18 protein-coding genes and 1 tRNA gene are annotated in these 16,581 nt (G+C 57.9%); 9 read left to right on the top strand and 10 right to left on the bottom strand.

The genetic code is table 11. The features are described from left to right. Positions 1–11 precede the first annotated feature (11 nt). Genes WG915_RS03910 through WG915_RS03900 form a run of 3 tightly spaced genes read right to left on the bottom strand, consistent with a single transcriptional unit; the run spans position 12 to position 4,484 of the window. Positions 12–722, bottom strand: a complete 711-nt coding sequence (locus WG915_RS03910) for a hypothetical protein (protein ID WP_339564066.1) — start codon at positions 720–722, stop codon at positions 12–14. A gap of 49 nt (positions 723–771) precedes the next feature. Beyond that, positions 772–1,914 carry an acetoin utilization protein AcuC gene (locus WG915_RS03905; RefSeq protein WP_339564065.1) on the bottom strand — a complete coding sequence of 381 codons (1,143 nt, stop codon included), beginning with the start codon at positions 1,912–1,914 and terminating at the stop codon, positions 772–774. Further along, positions 1,911–4,484: a GNAT family N-acetyltransferase gene (locus WG915_RS03900; RefSeq protein WP_339564064.1), complete on the bottom strand. Its 2,574-nt coding sequence runs from the start codon at positions 4,482–4,484 to the stop codon at positions 1,911–1,913. The genes WG915_RS03905 and WG915_RS03900 overlap by 4 nt, the downstream gene beginning before the upstream one ends. Before the next feature lie 168 nt (positions 4,485–4,652). On the opposite strand from WG915_RS03900, the gene WG915_RS03895 reads away from it, so the two are divergent. After that, entirely contained in the window at positions 4,653–5,183 is a 531-nt protein-coding gene (locus tag WG915_RS03895) for a DUF3267 domain-containing protein (RefSeq protein WP_339564063.1), read from the top strand. A gap of 15 nt (positions 5,184–5,198) precedes the next feature. Here the strand turns inward: WG915_RS03895 and WG915_RS03890 are convergent, their stop codons facing one another. Together WG915_RS03890 and WG915_RS03885 are read right to left on the bottom strand one after the other, a co-directional pair. Then, on the bottom strand, positions 5,199–5,522 hold the full coding sequence (locus tag WG915_RS03890; RefSeq protein WP_339564062.1) for a type II toxin-antitoxin system PemK/MazF family toxin: 324 nt from the start codon (positions 5,520–5,522) through the stop codon (positions 5,199–5,201). After that, positions 5,515–5,739 (bottom strand): ribbon-helix-helix domain-containing protein, encoded by a 225-nt coding sequence (locus WG915_RS03885; RefSeq protein WP_339564061.1) that lies wholly within the window; start codon positions 5,737–5,739, stop codon positions 5,515–5,517. The genes WG915_RS03890 and WG915_RS03885 overlap by 8 nt, the downstream gene beginning before the upstream one ends. A gap of 75 nt (positions 5,740–5,814) precedes the next feature. Between WG915_RS03885 and WG915_RS03880 the strand changes: the two genes are divergently transcribed. Then, positions 5,815–5,913, top strand: a complete 99-nt coding sequence (locus tag WG915_RS03880; protein ID WP_339564060.1) for a helix-turn-helix transcriptional regulator — start codon at positions 5,815–5,817, stop codon at positions 5,911–5,913. Between the two features lie 9 nt (positions 5,914–5,922). Here the strand turns inward: WG915_RS03880 and WG915_RS03875 are convergent, their stop codons facing one another. Further along, positions 5,923–6,627 (bottom strand): TatD family hydrolase, encoded by a 705-nt coding sequence (locus tag WG915_RS03875; RefSeq protein WP_339564059.1) that lies wholly within the window; start codon positions 6,625–6,627, stop codon positions 5,923–5,925. Further along, positions 6,618–7,412 (bottom strand): tRNA threonylcarbamoyladenosine dehydratase, encoded by a 795-nt coding sequence (locus tag WG915_RS03870; protein ID WP_339564058.1) that lies wholly within the window; start codon positions 7,410–7,412, stop codon positions 6,618–6,620. The genes WG915_RS03875 and WG915_RS03870 overlap by 10 nt, the downstream gene beginning before the upstream one ends. A 98-nt stretch (positions 7,413–7,510) precedes the next feature. Here WG915_RS03870 and WG915_RS03865 point away from each other — a divergent pair, with 98 nt between their 5' ends. After that, a complete protein-coding gene (locus WG915_RS03865) occupies positions 7,511–7,711 on the top strand; it encodes a helix-turn-helix transcriptional regulator (protein ID WP_339564057.1) in 201 nt (66 codons plus the stop codon). Beyond that, a complete protein-coding gene (locus WG915_RS03860; protein WP_339564056.1) occupies positions 7,708–8,151 on the top strand; it encodes a hypothetical protein in 444 nt (147 codons plus the stop codon). The genes WG915_RS03865 and WG915_RS03860 overlap by 4 nt, the downstream gene beginning before the upstream one ends. 133 nt (positions 8,152–8,284) lie before the next feature. Here WG915_RS03860 and WG915_RS03855 read toward each other — a convergent pair. Beyond that, a tRNA-Gly gene (locus WG915_RS03855) sits at positions 8,285–8,355 on the bottom strand. Positions 8,356–8,663: 308 nt separating this feature from the next. Between WG915_RS03855 and dcd the strand changes: the two genes are divergently transcribed. Genes dcd through WG915_RS03840 form a run of 3 tightly spaced genes read left to right on the top strand, consistent with a single transcriptional unit; the run spans position 8,664 to position 10,922 of the window. Next, the gene (gene dcd / locus WG915_RS03850; protein WP_339564214.1) at positions 8,664–9,227 is read left to right on the top strand and encodes a dCTP deaminase; all 564 of its coding nucleotides are present in this window, start codon (positions 8,664–8,666) and stop codon (positions 9,225–9,227) included. 43 nt (positions 9,228–9,270) lie between these two features. Then, a complete protein-coding gene (locus WG915_RS03845) occupies positions 9,271–10,593 on the top strand; it encodes a UDP-glucose dehydrogenase family protein (RefSeq protein ID WP_339564055.1) in 1,323 nt (440 codons plus the stop codon). Further along, the gene (locus tag WG915_RS03840; protein WP_339564054.1) at positions 10,560–10,922 is read left to right on the top strand and encodes a hypothetical protein; all 363 of its coding nucleotides are present in this window, start codon (positions 10,560–10,562) and stop codon (positions 10,920–10,922) included. The genes WG915_RS03845 and WG915_RS03840 overlap by 34 nt, the downstream gene beginning before the upstream one ends. A 138-nt stretch (positions 10,923–11,060) precedes the next feature. Here WG915_RS03840 and WG915_RS03835 read toward each other — a convergent pair whose 3' ends face one another. Next, the gene (locus tag WG915_RS03835) at positions 11,061–12,296 is read right to left on the bottom strand and encodes a pyridoxal phosphate-dependent aminotransferase (protein WP_339564053.1); all 1,236 of its coding nucleotides are present in this window, start codon (positions 12,294–12,296) and stop codon (positions 11,061–11,063) included. Positions 12,297–12,484: 188 nt separating this feature from the next. After that, positions 12,485–13,831, bottom strand: coding sequence for an AI-2E family transporter (locus WG915_RS03830; RefSeq protein ID WP_445227779.1), 1,347 nt, complete (start codon positions 13,829–13,831; stop codon positions 12,485–12,487). 253 nt (positions 13,832–14,084) lie between these two features. On the opposite strand from WG915_RS03830, the gene dnaK reads away from it, so the two are divergent. Next, the gene (dnaK, locus tag WG915_RS03825) at positions 14,085–15,923 is read left to right on the top strand and encodes a molecular chaperone DnaK (protein ID WP_339564052.1); all 1,839 of its coding nucleotides are present in this window, start codon (positions 14,085–14,087) and stop codon (positions 15,921–15,923) included. Continuing rightward, a complete protein-coding gene (gene grpE, locus WG915_RS03820) occupies positions 15,923–16,561 on the top strand; it encodes a nucleotide exchange factor GrpE (RefSeq protein ID WP_339564051.1) in 639 nt (212 codons plus the stop codon). Before dnaK ends, grpE begins: the two co-directional genes overlap by 1 nt. The last annotated feature ends 20 nt before the right edge of the window (positions 16,562–16,581 follow it).

Raw genomic sequence — 16,581 nt, 5'->3', positions numbered from 1 at the left:
TGTCGCAGACCCTAGCGGCTTGTGATCTTATCCACCTGGGCTTGCGCGAATCTGAGCAAGGTTTCATCGGGGACGTCTTGTGATGTAGTGACCTGGAAATAGGCACCATCGACCAGGCCGCCGATAACCTTGTGTGCCTTGCCGGCCTCGCCCATCGCTGCGATCTCACTGCCAGTCATGGTGACGCGCGCTGCCCGCAGATCTTCGGCGTTGTCGACTGAAATGTCAAGCTTTTCGGCAGTGTAGGTAGTTTTCTTGTTGCTCCTGGCGAAACTCTCACAGGAGCCGATATCGGACGGAAGCATCTGATCAGCTGGTATGTCGCCACTGTTGACGCTGACCGTGATCGCGCCGTCGGCGTCGGAATCGAACTCGGAAATGGCAATACCGGTTGGATTTGCGATAACCTTTGCGATTGCGCTCATAGCAGTTGGTGCCAGCTGCGCGCACTCGGCTGGGTTTGTTTCCAAGTCAACTGCCATAGCAGTCATACGATCGCTGGAGCCGGGGCTTGCGAGCTCATTCTCTTCGATGAGTTTGGCGATGTCCGTGGCCTCGTATCCCGCTACTTCACGCAGTAGTACGTCTGGGGCGTTAAGGGGTGTGGTGTTTTTCTCACGGGCGGGGGCAGCGCCATCGGAAGTGCTTGAGGAGCAGCCAGAAAGGGTGCCGAGGGTACAGGCGCTTAGCGCGACGAATGTCGCTATGGACTTGATACGCATGTGCTTGATGCTACATCGGGTGTTTGACACTGTTTGATTCTGGAGGATCTCACAGATAAGGCTGCAGTCCCCAATATGGGAACACTGCCTTTGAAGTCGCTTTCATTGTCGGGCTAGCTGAGTGCATGATTTGGTCGAGGGAGAGATCCCGCATCGGCCCGGCAGCCCCGGGATCTCCCCAAGTTACCGAGCAGGGCGCGCCGACGCGTCGGGACCAGTTGTGGGGCATCGGGGCCGCTGCCTCGAACGGCACCCCAGCGACGGCAGCCAACAGCGCCACCCAGATGCGCGCAACGCTGTCACGCTGATAGCCACCACCGCCCAGCGCAACCCAGCGCCCAGACGCGTAGCGGTCGGCCCACCTGCCGATCGAAGAATACGCCCGGTATAGCGCATCCACTGAGAGGGAAAGATCGGCGAGCGGGTCGGAAAAGTGCGGGTCCGCGCCGTGCTGGGAGATGATGATTTCCGGCCGGAACACCTTCAGCAGTTGCGGGATGATCGAGTGGGAGGCGCGCAGCCATTCCGCGTCGCCGGTATCGCGATCCAGGGCGATATTGACCGCGGTTCCTAGCGCCGAGGGGCCGCCGATGTCGTGGGCGAATCCCGTGCCGGGAAACAGATAGAGTCCGGATTCGTGAATGGAGATGGTGAGTACCCGCGGGTCGTCCCAAAATTCTTGCTCCACGCCATCCCCGTGATGTGCGTCGACGTCGATGTACGCCACCCGCATTGCACCATGGTCGAGCAGGCGTCGAATAGCGATCCCTGCGTCGTTGTACATGCAAAACCCGTGCATCTTGTTGGCGTGCGCGTGGTGGAGCCCACCGGCTATGTTGATTGCTCTCTTCCGTTCCCCGTTCCATACGGCATCAGCAGCGGCCACGGTAGCCGACACAATGTGCGCCCCAATCGAGGTCATAACGGGGTTCACCACCGGATTGTCTGCCACACCGATGCCATGCTCGAGCGAGGGCTCGCCAGTCAGCAGCGCTTCTATATAGCCAGGGGTGTGAACGAGTTCCAGCAGTGATCGCGTCGGCTCTGGTGGCACCTCCACATCAAATTCCGAGAGGATGTCAAAGTAGTCCGCGAGTTCCACGGCCAGCCGAACGCGGTCCGCTCCCATCGGGTGGGTGTCGCCCAGGTTGTATCCATACAGGGCGTCGTCGAGAAGCAGCAGCGGTTTCATAGTGAGCGCGCTAACGGGTCGCGTTCAATGGCTAGTGGGGCGAGACGGATGCGGGCGCCTACGACGGTGGTGCCGTCGGAACTGGCGATGGCTGGGGTAAGTTCCACGTCGACGATCGCAGCGATGTCATCTTTCAGGCGCGCTACCTGCATAATAAGGTGCTCAATCTCGCTGAGCGGCGTAGGACGGGAGCCGCGGTAGCCCATGAGGAGTGGGGCGGCGCGCAGTTGCTTGATCATGGCGCGAGCGTCGGTGCGACGCAGTGGCGGCACGCGCCAGGCGGTATCGCCGAGCAGTTCCGACGGCGGGCCAGCGACACCGAGGGAGACCATCGGTCCGAGCACCGGATCTTCAATCGCGCGGATGGTGAGCGTGGTACCCGGTTTTACGGTCGGCTGCACGACCATGTCGGCGCCAATACCCAGGTCAGTAGCCATGGTCTCTAGGGTGTGCCAGGCATCTTCCAATGCAGACGGCGTGGTGATGTGCCGCATCACCGCGGACAGCTCAGGTCGCCCGCGTACGGCCGAGTGAATGTTCTTGAGTACCACGTTCCAGCCATAACTCTCCGCGGCCGTAATCGCCTCGTCGAGCGTGGTGACCGGTGTCCACGGGACCAGGTCGATGCCGTAGGTGCGCAGCAGCTCGGCAGATTCTTCGTCGCTGGCCCAACGACCCTCAGACGACTCTGCCAGGATGCGCTGCACGAGCTGCGTGGCGGCGGCCTTGTCGCCCTGCCCAAATTCGTCTGTCGGAGTCGGCCGAGCTGCGGCGCGCTGCTCTTCGGAAGTCAAGATGAGCGACACCGCTTCGATAGCATCAGCGTAGGTGCTAAACACCGGCAATTGCCCGCGCTTTTCGACGCCTCTTCGATCCTCTTCCAGTGCCCGGAAACCGACGAATGTACTGATCAGCGGGGTGGTTTCGGTGGTTGCTGCGAGTTCCTTCAGGCCCTCGTACGCTGCTTCAAAGAGTTGCTCGCCGATCTCCACGATGCCGCTAAGAACCACGTCAGATTCGGCCAGGGCCTTTTGGGTGGCTTCGAGAATGCCGGAGACCGGGGCCTCCAACACAGTGATTGCTGTAGCTTCGAGACTGAAGCGCTGGGCTGACTGGGCCATTTGTGCGGTGAGCCCCGCGGAGTTGGAGATCACAGTGATCCGCTTGCCGCGCGGTACCGGCTGCCGGGCGAGGAGCTGGGCGATGTCGAACATCGTCTCCCTGCGGGTGACTACCATTGCGCCAGTGTTGCGAATGACCTCATCCAGCGCGGTAGTCGAGGCGGTCTCCAAGTTGGAGTGGTCGTAGTGCCGTGCCGATTTCAAGGCACGGGAAGGGATGAAAACCACCACGCGCTTTTCCATGGCCAAGCGGCTGAGCACGCGGAAGAACTTGCGCGGGTTACCGATCGTGTCGAGGGAGAGCAAACAAATGTTTGTGGCGTCATCATCTGCCCAGTATTGGATGACATCGTTGCCGGTGACATCGCCAAAGGAGCCTGCGCCGATGAACGAGCTGAGCCCGCAGCCGCGCTTCAACGCGTAGGACAGCGTGAGCGTCGCTATGCCCGCGGACTGTGTGAACAGCCCGACCGTGCCTGCGCGTGGCATCGGCGCAGGTGAGGCGTTGAGCTGCGTGTGTGTGTTGATGAGGCCGACTGCCGCTGGGCCCAACGCACGCAGACCATAGTCGCGCGCCTTATCGACGAACGTTCGTGCATCTTCGAGGGCAACTCCAGGATTCTTGGACCCGGCCAGCGCCACCACTCCGAAAGCATTCTTTTCGGCGGCGTTTTTGAGTGCGGCTTCAAAGGTGTCAGGGTCGTGCTCGACGATGACGAGGTCTGTATTTTCTGGAATTTTCTCGTAGTCGGTGGTGCCGGTAAGGATGCGCAGTTCACCCTGGAAACGGGCCTGGGTGAGGTTTGGGACGACGGATTGCATGCGATCTACATCGCCGATCACAGCTACCGATGTTGGTTGGAGCAAGCGGCGGATCGAGTTCGCCTCGGCGCGCAGTTCGCGACGAGCCATGACCTCACGGGAGGTTTCCGTCGGGTCGATGGGGAAGTTGACGGTAATGAAGCCGTCTTCCAGCTCCGGATTGACCTGATAGCCGGCCTTGATAAAGGTCTGCACCATGGTGCGGTTTTGGGTGAGCATTTCCGCGAAGAAGGTTTCGATGCTGCATTCCCGGCCGATCTGGGCCAGGTGCTCGAGCAAAATATTGGCCACACCCTTGTGGTGGTGGTCATCCTGGACCAGGAAGGAGACATCGGCGGTCCTGGTCTCGCCGGGGATGAGAGCGTACTTCGCGGTGGCGACGATGTCTTCGCGGTCCACCATCACTAGGGTGACCCGGTCGTGGTGGTCCACGTCCATCCAGTTCTTGAGATCTTCCTCCGTGAGTACCGGGTGTGCGGCGAAAAACCGCAGGTACTTGGACTTATCGGAGACCCTTGCGTAAAAGTTCTGGAGCTCTTCGCGGTCCTCGGGGCGCACGGGGCGCAGCGTGACGATATCGCCGTCATTGAGGACGACGTCGGCTTCCCAATGCTGCGGAGTGTTCATGTGGCCTAGCCTACAAAGATTCGATGAAGATCTAGGGCTAATGACAAAAAGAGAGCGGTTTTGTAACCGAGGTTCCGATTTTACTGAACTAGCCAATGAAGTCTTCGAAATTGCAGTAGACCGGATTGTGAAAGAACTCTGTTTGAGAGACCGCGACGAGGCGTAGAAATGATCAAAGAATGGGCCCCTGATAAGACGACCACGGTCTGGATGAACGTGGTCGGTCTTGGAACCACGATTGCTGGGCTTGTCGGGTTCGCAACCTTGTATGCGGCAGTCAATTCTGGGACGGTGGCTTTTGCCATTTCCGCTCGTGAGCTGGTGCTCATACTGGCCATTGTGGTGCATGAGCTGCTGCATGGCTTCGCTCTGCGAACATTGGGCGCCAAGCCGAAATATGGCGCCACGATGGTAGGCGGGGCGATGCCGGCGTTTTATTGCACGTCGCCGGGTGTGCTGCTCTCGAAGAAGGCGTTCACCTATGTGGCATTGTTGCCGGGGATTGTGCTGGCTGTGATGCCTGCACTGTGGATCATTTTTCACGGCCCGTTTGCAGGATGGCTAGTGGTGCCAGCTGCGATGTTGCTGGGTGGCACGGTAGGGGATTGGTTCATGACAGTTGTCGCACTTCGCGCGCCGCGCGGGGCGCTGATTGAAGACAACAAAGAGGGGCTGCGGATTCATCTGCCTGCCGAGTAAGACTGCAGTGATTTGCTAGCTCCAGGCAGTGGGGAGCGGAACATCCAGATCAAAAGCAAAGATCATTGCTTGAGCCAAAAGGGTTTCCTGCTGATAGGTGAGAAATCCGACTGTCTTGCCGAGTTTGTTGCTGGGAATAGTGATGGTGTTGTCCACTGTGCAGGCGCACCTATGGTCTAGGCCGTTGCGCTGATCCAGGACAACTTCGCTGGACAAACCTCGGATTGTTGTGGTGACAGGAGCAACCGTTACCCGCATCATTGCTGGTCTGGCTAGCTCTCGGGTAAGTACAACCACAGGGCGCGTCTTGTCCAAGTTAGCTAAGCAGATCTCACGCATAGTGTTGTCCGGCCCAATCGATGAGGAGATCCAGATCATCGGATTCGCTGGAGTTGGCCAAGATGTGGGCATCCCGAATCGCCATGCGACGACGAATCTCGCGCTCGACCGCGCTCGTGATGACCTCAGTTCGGCTACTGGCTTCGCCTGACTTAACTAATCCGTCCAAGAACACAACCTGCTCATCAGGTAACCGGATTGCAATTTGAGTGGACATAATTGAAGCGTATCCCATTTTGGGATACGCTTCAACGGTTGACTATCAGATATATAAGACATCGAGGTGGTGGGAATGGCGAAGAACCTGAGGCTCAAGGCGGCGCGCGTGGCTATGGGCCTGACGCAGCAGCAGCTTGCCGACGACGTAGGAGTTACTCGCCAAAACGGTTAATCCCGTATTCTAGGAAAAGTAGACATCCTGCTGTGTCTGGTTGATCGCCGGTGCCATGTCCTGTCCGCGCAGCTCAGATAGCGTCTCCAAAGTGCCCCGCAGGGACGTGACTACGTCCCCGGCGTTCACCACCGCGCTTGTCGACGCCGGTAAATCAGTCTCCAGCAGCAAGCGATCTTCGGGCACTTGCTTCACATATGCCCGGCCTTTCTTGCCCTCCAGCACGCTGGGATGCACGGAAATGTAGCCACCGATCTGTATTAACCGAGTGAGCTCATCGCTCGTTCCCGAGAAACGGTGGAAGACGGGGATTACGTTGTCGGGCAGCATATCCAGGACTTCAGTCGCCGCCCGCACCGCATGAATGGAGAGCACGTAGGGGCGGTTCTTCAAGAGGGCAAAGATTCGGCGCAGTGCCTCAAGCTGCAGTGGAGCTGATTCAACCCGGCGCGGGCTGAAATCCAGGCCTATCTCGCCGATACAACGAGTCTGGGGGAGGTTGTTGGCGAAAGTTTCCAGTTCTTCCTCGAAAGTCGGCCCGACCCACCATGGATGAAATCCCAGCGAAGGGAGAGTGCCGGGCTGAACCTGGAATTCGGAAGGAAGCACAGTCTGTGCCACCACCTGCACGTCGGATTCGGCAAGCTCTGCTAGCAACGTGGTGCGTTGGGATGCAGGCACAAAGTCCAGGTGAAAGTGGGTGTCTAGGAGCACGGTGTCGCCTCGTCCACGGCCGCCAGAGCTTCCTCGCGGGTCCGGAACAATCGTGGTGGTCGAGCCATGGGTTCCAGCCCCGCCAATCGCTGGATCACCTTGCCGGCAATCATTAACCCCATGATCGGTGGCATGTAGCTCATTGAGCCAAGACTCTCACCTTTGGTTCGCCCCGCATTCAACTTCACTGGTACCTCGGTGGAAAACAACACCTCAACGCCCTTGATTCTGCGCTTTTGGCACTCCAGCCGCATCACTTTCGACATTTGGCACTGGGTGGTTTTGCGCAGGTTGGCGAACTTCAGCAGGGAAGGATCCATCCGGTTCGCCGCGCCCATCGAGGAAAGTAGCGGCAATCCCTCTGAAGCGCACCAATGCGCGATGGCGAGTTTCTGGGAGATGGTGTCGATGCAGTCCACAACATAGTCTGGCCGGGGGAGCTCGCCCAAGACGGAAGCAACATTGTCTGGGGCGAGAAAGATGTGCTGTGCGACTACCTCGCAAGAGGGGTTGATATCCTGCACCATCTCAGTCATCACCTCGGTTTTGGCGCGACCGATGGTGGAAGTAAAAGCGATTGCTTGGCGGTTGATGTTGCTCGGTTCCACTACATCGCGATCAAGGAGAATTAGCTTGCCAACGCCACCACGTGCAAGCGCCTCTGCGCACGCCGAGCCGACACCGCCCAAGCCTAGGACCATCACCGTTGCGCTGTTGAGATTCGCGAGGCCGTTATCGCCTAGCAATAGGTGGAGGCGGGCGTGGCGTTCGTCGTGTGCTGGCATGGTGCTCCTGGTAGGTCAGTACAAAGACACGTCATTATAACGCGCTGAATGGTGGCAAACCCCTTGATTGTCGGGTATATCCGACATATCATCGAGTTGTGGGCAAGAACTTTCGATTGACGGCGGCGCGTAAAGCGCGGGGGCTGACACAGCAGCAGCTTGCCGACGCCGTAGGTGTCACGCGCCAAACAATAAACACTATCGAGCAGGGCAAATACAATCCCACGATCGCGCTCTGTATCGCGATTTGTCGCTGCACCGGAACGACGCTCGACCAACTTTTTTGGGAGATTCAATGACCGAAGGAAGACTCGACGAACGCCAATTGCAGGTCCGCGGGCGCATCGCGCATATGTCCTTAGCATTCGCGCTCATCTTTTTGTTAGTACTTTCCTTGATTGCTGAGTTTGTTGGTGAGTGGATAACTCCGACTTCGCTCGCAATAACCGTGCTGTATGCAAGCCTTGGATTTCACACGATTGCTTGCATTGTGAGCGATGCCTACTTGCCGCCCGGCACGAACATGTCGCGCATGAAGTTTCTGGTGGGTTTCCTTATCCTGCTACTCCTTCTCAATTCAATCATTGTTGTTCGCGCGGTCTCTAGGGGCCGTTTCTTGGAGGATGGGCAACTGGACAATGTCTGGACTCAATTAGTCCTCACGATTGTCCTAGCGGCTGTGTTGGCCACGTCAGGCTGGAAACGCTGGAAAAGGGCTGAGGCCTCTCCTGGAAACTGATGTTGCCCGGCGTGAGGTATGGGATCCCAGCTCCCATTTCAGCTCCCATTTCAGCACCACTTTAGTATTGCCATAAAAATGGGAAGGCCCCATGGTCAGGTGTAATGCCTGGTCAGGGGGCCTTTTTCTTTTGAGCCGATGACGGGAATCGAACCCGCGTATGCAGCTTGGGAAGCTGCCATTCTACCATTGAATTACATCGGCATATTGCTCTGCAATAGCGACTATCCTAGCACTGCAGGAAGCTACTTAATAAATCACCGCACGGTCGGTCGTGTGTGCTTCCGCCACAAAGTTTGAGTGGGATCTAGCGTCGCTGGTCGCTGGCGTCGATAAGCTGGTGGCAAATATTACCGCGGTGGAGCCTGGCCGACAGATAGGAGCTGGAGACCATGGTGGGCGCGATCTTCCAGACGGCGGACAAAGATCAGGCGGAGCAGATGCCGCAGCGATTGGCGGCCCGGGATTGGGTAGTTTCCCGTGTCCGAAGTGCAGGAACTAGACTTGTGGGCATGCTGCTTTCAGATCGTGATATCCGCGCTGCAATTGATACCAAAGAACTGGGAATTGAACCGTTCGCTCCGGAGATGATTCAGCCGTCGTCCATCGACGTGCGTATGGATCGATTCTTCCGCGTCTTCAACAACTCCAAGTACACGCACATCGACCCGAAGCAGCAGCAGGACGAGCTGACCAGCGAGATCGAGGTCAAGGACAACGAACCATTCATTCTGCATCCGGGTGAGTTTGTGCTGGCCGCGACATTTGAGAAGTTCACCCTGCCTCCGCACCTCGCGGGTCGGTTGGAGGGTAAGTCCTCACTGGGGCGCCTCGGCTTGCTTACGCACTCCACCGCTGGCTTTATCGACCCGGGATTTTCCGGTCACATCACTCTGGAGCTGTCCAACGTGGCCAACCTTCCGATCGCGCTGTGGCCGGGGATGAAGGTGGGCCAGCTTGCGCTGTTCAAGATGAGTTCCCCGGCAGAGACTCCTTATGGCAGTGGCAAACTCGGCAGTAAGTATCAGGGGCAGCGTGGCCCTACCCCGTCGAAGGCATATCTGAACTTTAGGTAACGTACGCAGCGCCCGCGCCCAAATACCGGTAAGAATGACTCTTATGCGTATGACAGTCATCGGAACCGGATATTTAGGCGCCACCCACGCCGCCTGCATGGCCGAACTGGGCCATGAAGTCCTCGGAGTGGACGTAGACGAGCAGAAGATCGAGGCGTTGCGAAACAGTACCGTTCCGTTTTACGAACCGGGGCTTCCTGAGGTTTTGGAACGCAACATTGCTGCAGGTCGGCTGGCTTTTACTACTTCCTATGATGAGGCGGCCGAGTTTGGCAATGTCCACTTCCTGGGCGTTGGTACTCCGCAGCAGCGCGGCTCCTATGCTGCAGACCTCAAATACGTCTACGCCGTGATAGAGGATCTCGTGCCAAAGCTGAAAGGCAAGCACGTCATCTTTGGCAAGTCCACCGTGCCAGTGGGGACTGCCACTGAGTTGCAGAAGATGGCTGACGAGCTGGCCCCAGCAGGTACTGAAGTAGAGATCGCCTGGAACCCCGAGTTCTTGCGCGAAGGCTTCGCAGTCAAGGACACGATCACCCCAGACCGCATTGTTCTAGGAACGCGCGCCGAGAACTCCACCGCGGAAGAGATTGCCCGCGAAGTGTATGCCACCCCGCTGGCGGAGGCCACCCCGTTCATTGTTACGGATCTGCAGACCGCTGAGCTGGTTAAAGTATCTGCGAACGCCTTTTTGGCGACCAAAATCTCCTTCATCAACGCGGTCTCCGAGGTGTGCGAATTGGTGGGCGCGGACGTCGTTAAGCTTGCCGACGCCATTGGTCACGACGACCGCATCGGCCGCAAATTCTTGGGTGCCGGCCTTGGTTTCGGCGGTGGCTGCCTGCCTAAAGACATCCGGGCATTCATGGCCCGCGCTGGCGAACTGGGCGCTGACCAGGCTCTGACTTTCCTACGCGAAGTGGACGCGATCAATATGCGTCGCCGCGATCGCATGGTGCTGCTCGCCCGTGAAGCATGCGGTGGCAACCTACTGGGCCACAACGTGACAGTCCTCGGTGCTGCCTTTAAACCGAACTCGGACGATGTTCGAGATTCACCGGCGCTGTCTATTGCAGGTTCGTTGTCGCTGGCTGGAGCCCAAGTCACCGTGTATGACCCGCAGGGCATGGATAATGCCCGCAAGGTTTTCCCAACGCTGAATTATGCTTCCTCCACTGACGACGCGCTGCGCGGTGCTGACGTAGTGGTGCTTGCCACCGAGTGGCAGGAATTCCGCGACCTTGATCCGGTCCACGCCGCTACGCTGGTACGCGAGAAGAAGATTCTCGACGGCCGCAACGTGCTGCCGGTCGAGGAGTGGAAAGCTGCCGGATGGAATATTCAAGCATTAGGACGATCCTTGTAATCCTCTTTGTCCTCTGGAGTCCGGCCTCGCTATGGATGCTTTATGATCGCGGCGAGGTCTACTGCGGGATCGGTGTCGCAATGTCGGCGCTGGTCCTCATCGCCTATTGCGTCCGGCCCCGCGGTGTGGTGGGGAGCATCGGCGCGATGATCGCCGGCATCGGATGGGCAAACGATACGTATATTGCGATGACTTCCGGTCCCAATGATCCGGTAATCAATGTCTTCGGATTGGTGCTGTATGTCGGCGTGGCCTTGGTGGTGCTGCAGTTGATCGCCGACAGGAATGACCGCCGTGCCCGATCAGGAAAGGCGAACGGCCCCGCCTGAGCTGGGCGAGGCCGTTATCTGTACTGCTTGTAGTGCTTGTAGTGCTTCAGGAACTCAGCAAAGTGGTGACACTGCAAAAGCTGGCTGGGGCGAAACAACTTCGAGGTGGAGTTCTGCGAGCCAAAGTCTTGAACCGACCTATTGCTTGTAATGCTTCAAGAAGTTGCCGAGTCGGCCAATTGCTTCCGTCAGTTCCGCAGCGTGTGGCAATGTGACCACGCGGAAGTGGTCCGGCTTATCCCAGTTAAATCCGGTGCCGTGAACGAGCAGGATTTTCTCCTGCCTAAGTAGATCCAGCATCATGCGGGAGTCGTCCTGGATCGGGTACATCTCCAGGTCGATCTTCGGGAAGGCGTACAGTGCGCCCATCGGCTTCACACAGGACACTCCCGGGATCTCGTTGAGGGCTTCATAGGCGGCGTTGCGCTGCCGCAGCAAGCGCCCGTTTTTCCCTGTCAGGCCATAGATGGACTGCCGGCCACCGAGCGCGACTTGAATGCCATGCTGTGCGGGAACGTTGGGGCACAAGCGGGTACCGGCAAGTAGGTCCAAACCTTCGATGAAGCCTTCCGCATGATGCTTCGGGCCGGTCAGTACCATCCAACCGGCACGATAGCCTGCCACACGGTATGCCTTGGACAGGCCATTAAAGGTAATGCACAGCAGGTCGGGACATAGGGTGGCTATGGAGATGTGCTCAGCATCGTCGTAGAGGATGCGGTCGTAGATTTCATCAGCGAGAACGAGTAGCTCATGCTCGCGGGCGATGTCTACAATTCGCTGCAGCACCTCGCGCGAGTACACGGCGCCAGTTGGGTTATTTGGGTTAATCACCACGATGGCTTTGGTGCGGTCCGTGATCTTCGCCTTGATGTCCTCGATGGACGGGTTCCAGTCGTCTTCCTCGTCACAGAGGTAGTGCACGGCCTTGCCTCCGGCAAGGGAAGTGGCGGCGGTCCATAGCGGATAATCTGGGGCTGGGATTAGCACTTCATCGCCGTCGTTAAGCAGCGCTTGGGTCACCATGGAAATAAGCTCGGAGACCCCGTTGCCGAGGTAGACATCGTCGATATCGAACTCAGGGAAGCCGTCGATCAGCTCATAACGGGTCACGATGGCGCGACGTGCAGGGACGATGCCCTTGGAGGTGGAGTAGCCTTGCGACGTTGGCAGCGCAGCAATCATGTCTCGCATGATCACATCCGGAGCATCGAAACCGAAGACGGCGGGATTGCCTGTGTTGAGCTTGAGGATTCGAGACCCTTCCGCTTCGAGGCGCTCGGCTTCGGCGGCTACGGGTCCACGGATCTCATATAAGACGCCCTTCAATTTGTCGGACTGGTCAAAGATGCGTGGTGGCTTTTGAGTATTCACCTGTCCCATCATGCCACCGTAGACAGGGGGGAATAAAGCCCCTGCCATCAGGAGCCTGGCTCAGGTTAGGAATTCGGTGGATTCGCTGGGCGAAGATGCCGTGAGGGGCGTGGTCTTTTGTGGGGGAGACTTGCCAAAGCAAAGCCGCATCACAGCTCAAGTGTGATGCGGCGCGAGGTGCTCGGGATTTACTGCTCAGCTTCGGGATCGCCCTTTGGATCAACCTTCGGCGCTCCCACTTTGGTAGCCAAACCTGCTGGCGCTTCCGCAGGTGGTCGTCTGCGGCCTAACTTGGAGAACTTGTCCCGGATTGCTTCGAATGCATCCTCTGCAGTGGCGGTATTGCCAGCAGCGCGGGACGTTTCGATCTGGATTTCATCTACAGTGAGCTCGCCAGAGCGCAGGGAAACCAGGTCGCCGTGGTAGCGCAGCCATACCGCGATGCTCGCAGCCACCGGCACGGCCAGGAAAGCGCCGATGATTCCGAATAGGCTGGAACCCACCGTCACAGAGAGCAACACGATTGCCGGGTGTAGATTCATCGCCTTGGACTGCAGGATCGGGGAAAGCACATTCCCCTCGAGCTGCTGCACGGCAATAATAAGGATGAGCACGAAAATTGCCGTCGTAGTGCCGTTGGAGACCAGTGCCACCAGCACCGCCAATGCACCTGCGGTGACGGCACCAACGATTGGAATGAAGCCGGCAAAGAACGTCAGTACGCCCAGGACGAAAGCGAGCGGAACGCCAAGAATGACGAGGCCAGTACCGATGATGATGGCGTCGATGAGGGAGACGATCGCCTGTGCCCGGATGTAGCCCGCCAAGGTGTTCCATGTGCGGGTAAGGGCTTCAGTTAGGTGCCAACCAGCATTGGCTCCGGTAGTGCGACGGATCCACGGCAGGAAGCGATCGCCGTCTTTAAGGAAGAAGAACGTCAGCACGAGCATGACGCCGAGGGTGACAAGGACGGAGGAAGCGGTGGATACGCCTTGCGCCACCCCGGAAGCAATATTGCTTGCCTGCTCCTGTGCCTTCGCCATGATGTCGTTGAGAAACCCGGTGATTTGATCGATGTTGAGATTGAAAGGCGGGCCCTGCAGCCAAGTCTCAAGTTTGTCCAAGCCTTCGGAAGCCTTGTCAACGAGTTCCTTGGATTGCTTCCCGATGCTCGGAGCCATAGCGGTAAAAATGCCGACGATGGTTCCGATCGACACTAAAAGCACCGTGGTAACGGCAAGTGCGGGCGGCCACTTCTTGCTGCGCAACCATTTGACTGGTGGCCATAAAACGGTGGAAACCAAGATCGCCAAGAGGATCGGCAGTAGCCCGGTCCACACCTTGCCCAGGCCTTTCCAGGCAATGAATCCAGCAATCGCAAGGATGACAAAACGCAGCGCCCAGCCGGCCACCCACCGGCCGTCTTGGCCGAGGATTGCGGCGCGGTCGATCCTCTCCGAGTGGAGTGGTTCAGCGCCAAGCTGCTCGGGCAAGTCAATCAATTTGTCGAGGTTATCTTTGTTGTGTATGTCCATCAGATCACCAATTGTGCCAGAGCAACCCCCATTTGTCCTTGGCTCACAGGGGATACCGCGCAGCAATACTGATGTTGTGATCCATATCTCATGCGAAAGTTGAGTCCGCTGGGAACAAGTTTGCTCGCAGTGCCGTTGTGCTAAGTGAACAGGTTGAGTGACGCCCGCTCAAGGCATTTGCTAGGATTGCAGAAGTTGAGCCAATGGGTATCAATCTGTAGCAAATGTAGTCCAACAAAATAGGAGGAAACACATGGGACGTGCAGTAGGTATTGACCTCGGAACCACCAACTCGGTTGTATCCGTACTGGAAGGTGGCGAGCCAGTAGTAATCGCCAACTCTGAGGGTGCTCGCACCACGCCATCGGTTGTTGCATTCGCAAAGAATGGTGAAGTGCTCGTTGGTCAGTCTGCCAAGAATCAGGCGGTCACCAACGTTGACCGCACGATCCGCTCCGTCAAGCGCTACGTTGGTACCGACTGGAACGTAGATATCGACGGCAAGAAGTACACTCCGCAGGAGATTTCCGCTCGTACGCTCATGAAGCTCAAGCGCGACGCTGAATCTTACCTCGGTGAAGAAGTTACCGATGCCGTGATTACCGTTCCTGCCTACTTTGAGGACGCACAGCGCCAGGCGACCAAGGAAGCCGGCCAGATCGCTGGCCTCAACGTGCTCCGTATCGTGAACGAGCCAACTGCTGCTGCTCTGGCATACGGCCTGGAAAAGGGTGATAGCGAACAGACCATCTTGGTATTCGACCTCGGCGGCGGCACCTTCGACGTCTCCCTGCTTGAAATTGGCGACGGTGTCGTTGAGGTTCGCGCAACCTCTGGTGACAACGAGCTGGGCGGTGACGACTGGGATCAGCGCATCGTCGATTGGCTCGTGGAGAAGTTCAAGAACGCCAATGGCATTGACCTGACCAAGGACAAGATGGCACTGCAGCGCCTGCGTGAGGCTGCAGAGAAGGCCAAGATTGAGCTGTCCTCCTCGCAGTCTGCCAACATCAACCTGCCTTACATCACGGTTGACGCAGACAAGAACCCTCTCTTCCTGGACGAGAACCTCTCCCGCACTGAATTCCAGAAGATCACTCAGGATCTGCTGGACCGCACCAAGGCACCATTCAACCAGGTGATTAAGGATGCCGAGCTCTCCGTCAACGACATTGACCATGTGGTTCTAGTTGGTGGCTCTACCCGTATGCCAGCCGTCACCGAATTGGTGAAGGAACTGACCGGCGGCCGCGAGCCAAACAAGGGTGTTAACCCGGACGAGGTCGTTGCAGTCGGTGCTGCGCTGCAGGCCGGCGTGCTGCGCGGTGAAGTGAAGGACGTGCTGCTTCTCGACGTCACCCCGCTCTCCCTCGGCATCGAAACCAAGGGTGGCGTGATGACCAAGCTCATCGAGCGCAACACCACCATCCCAACCAAGCGTTCGGAGACCTTCACTACAGCGGAGGATAACCAGCCTTCCGTACAGATCCAGGTCTTCCAGGGCGAGCGCGAGATGGCTTCCGCCAACAAGTTGCTCGGTTCCTTCGAACTGGGTGGCATTGCGCCTGCCCCACGCGGCGTGCCACAGATCGAGGTCACCTTCGATATTGACGCCAACGGTATCGTCCACGTCACCGCTAAGGACAAGGGCACCGGCAAGGAAAACACTATCAAGATCCAGGACGGTTCCGGCCTCTCCAAGGAAGAGATCGACCGCATGGTGAAGGACGCCGAGGCGCACGCAGAAGAGGATAAGAAGCGCCGCGAGGAGCAGGAAATCCGCAACTCTGCCGAGTCCCTGGCCTACCAGACCCGCAAGTTCATGGAGGACAACTCCGACAAGGTTTCTGAGGACATCAAGAACAAGGTTGAAGAGGCTGCCAAGGGCGTCGATGAAGCTCTCAAGGGTGAAGACATCGAAGCCATCAAGACCGCAGTAGAGACCCTGAACAAGGAATCTCAGGAGCTTGGTAAGGCAATCTACGAGGCACAGGCTGCGGAAGCAGGCGCTGAAGGTGCCGCGACAGATGCTGCCACTGACGACGGCGTTGTTGACGCAGAAGTCATCGACGAGGAAGAAGAGAAGAAGTAATGACTGAGCCGAATCGCGACATGTCGCAAAACCCGGGAGATCCCGACATCACGGATCAGGAGGCTACCTCTCCGGAGGCCGCTGAAGCTGAGGCGGCTGCCGCTGAGGAGGCTCAAGCAGAAGCTGATCTGGAAGCCCAGGTCAACGAAGCCCTCGCAGATGTCGACCTCGATGAAGACGGCGAAGTTAACGATGTAGAAGCGCAACTCGCCGAACGCACCGAGGACCTGCTGCGGATGACCGCTGAGTACGCGAACTACCGTAAGCGGACCGAGCGGGATCGAGTAGGAGCCATTGCGGCCGCCAAGGCAAGCATGATCGAAAAGTTCCTGCCCATCTTGGATGACCTCGATCTTGCGGAAAAGCATGGTGATCTTGCGGAAGGGCCGCTGAAGGCTTTCGCAGACAAGTTCACCAACATCGTGACTGTGCAGGGCCTCGAAGCTTTTGGGGCGGAGGGTGATCCCTTCGACCCAGAGCGGCACGAAGCAGTGCAGGATCTATCCAACGGTGAAGAAAAAGTCATTGGAACAGTGCTGCGTAAGGGGTACCTCGTGGGCGAGCGACTCGTGCGCACCGCGATGGTGATCATCGCCGACCCAGCCGAAGCTGCTGGCGAAGCACCGGCGTCGGAATAACTTCGGACGTCGAAAAGCAA

The organism is Corynebacterium sp. H128 (assembly GCF_037482625.1).
In the GTDB taxonomy this organism is placed as follows: Bacteria; Actinomycetota; Actinomycetes; order Mycobacteriales; family Mycobacteriaceae; genus Corynebacterium.
Note: the sequence above shows the minus strand (reverse complement) of the source record. Positions and strands in the feature narration are given on the sequence as shown.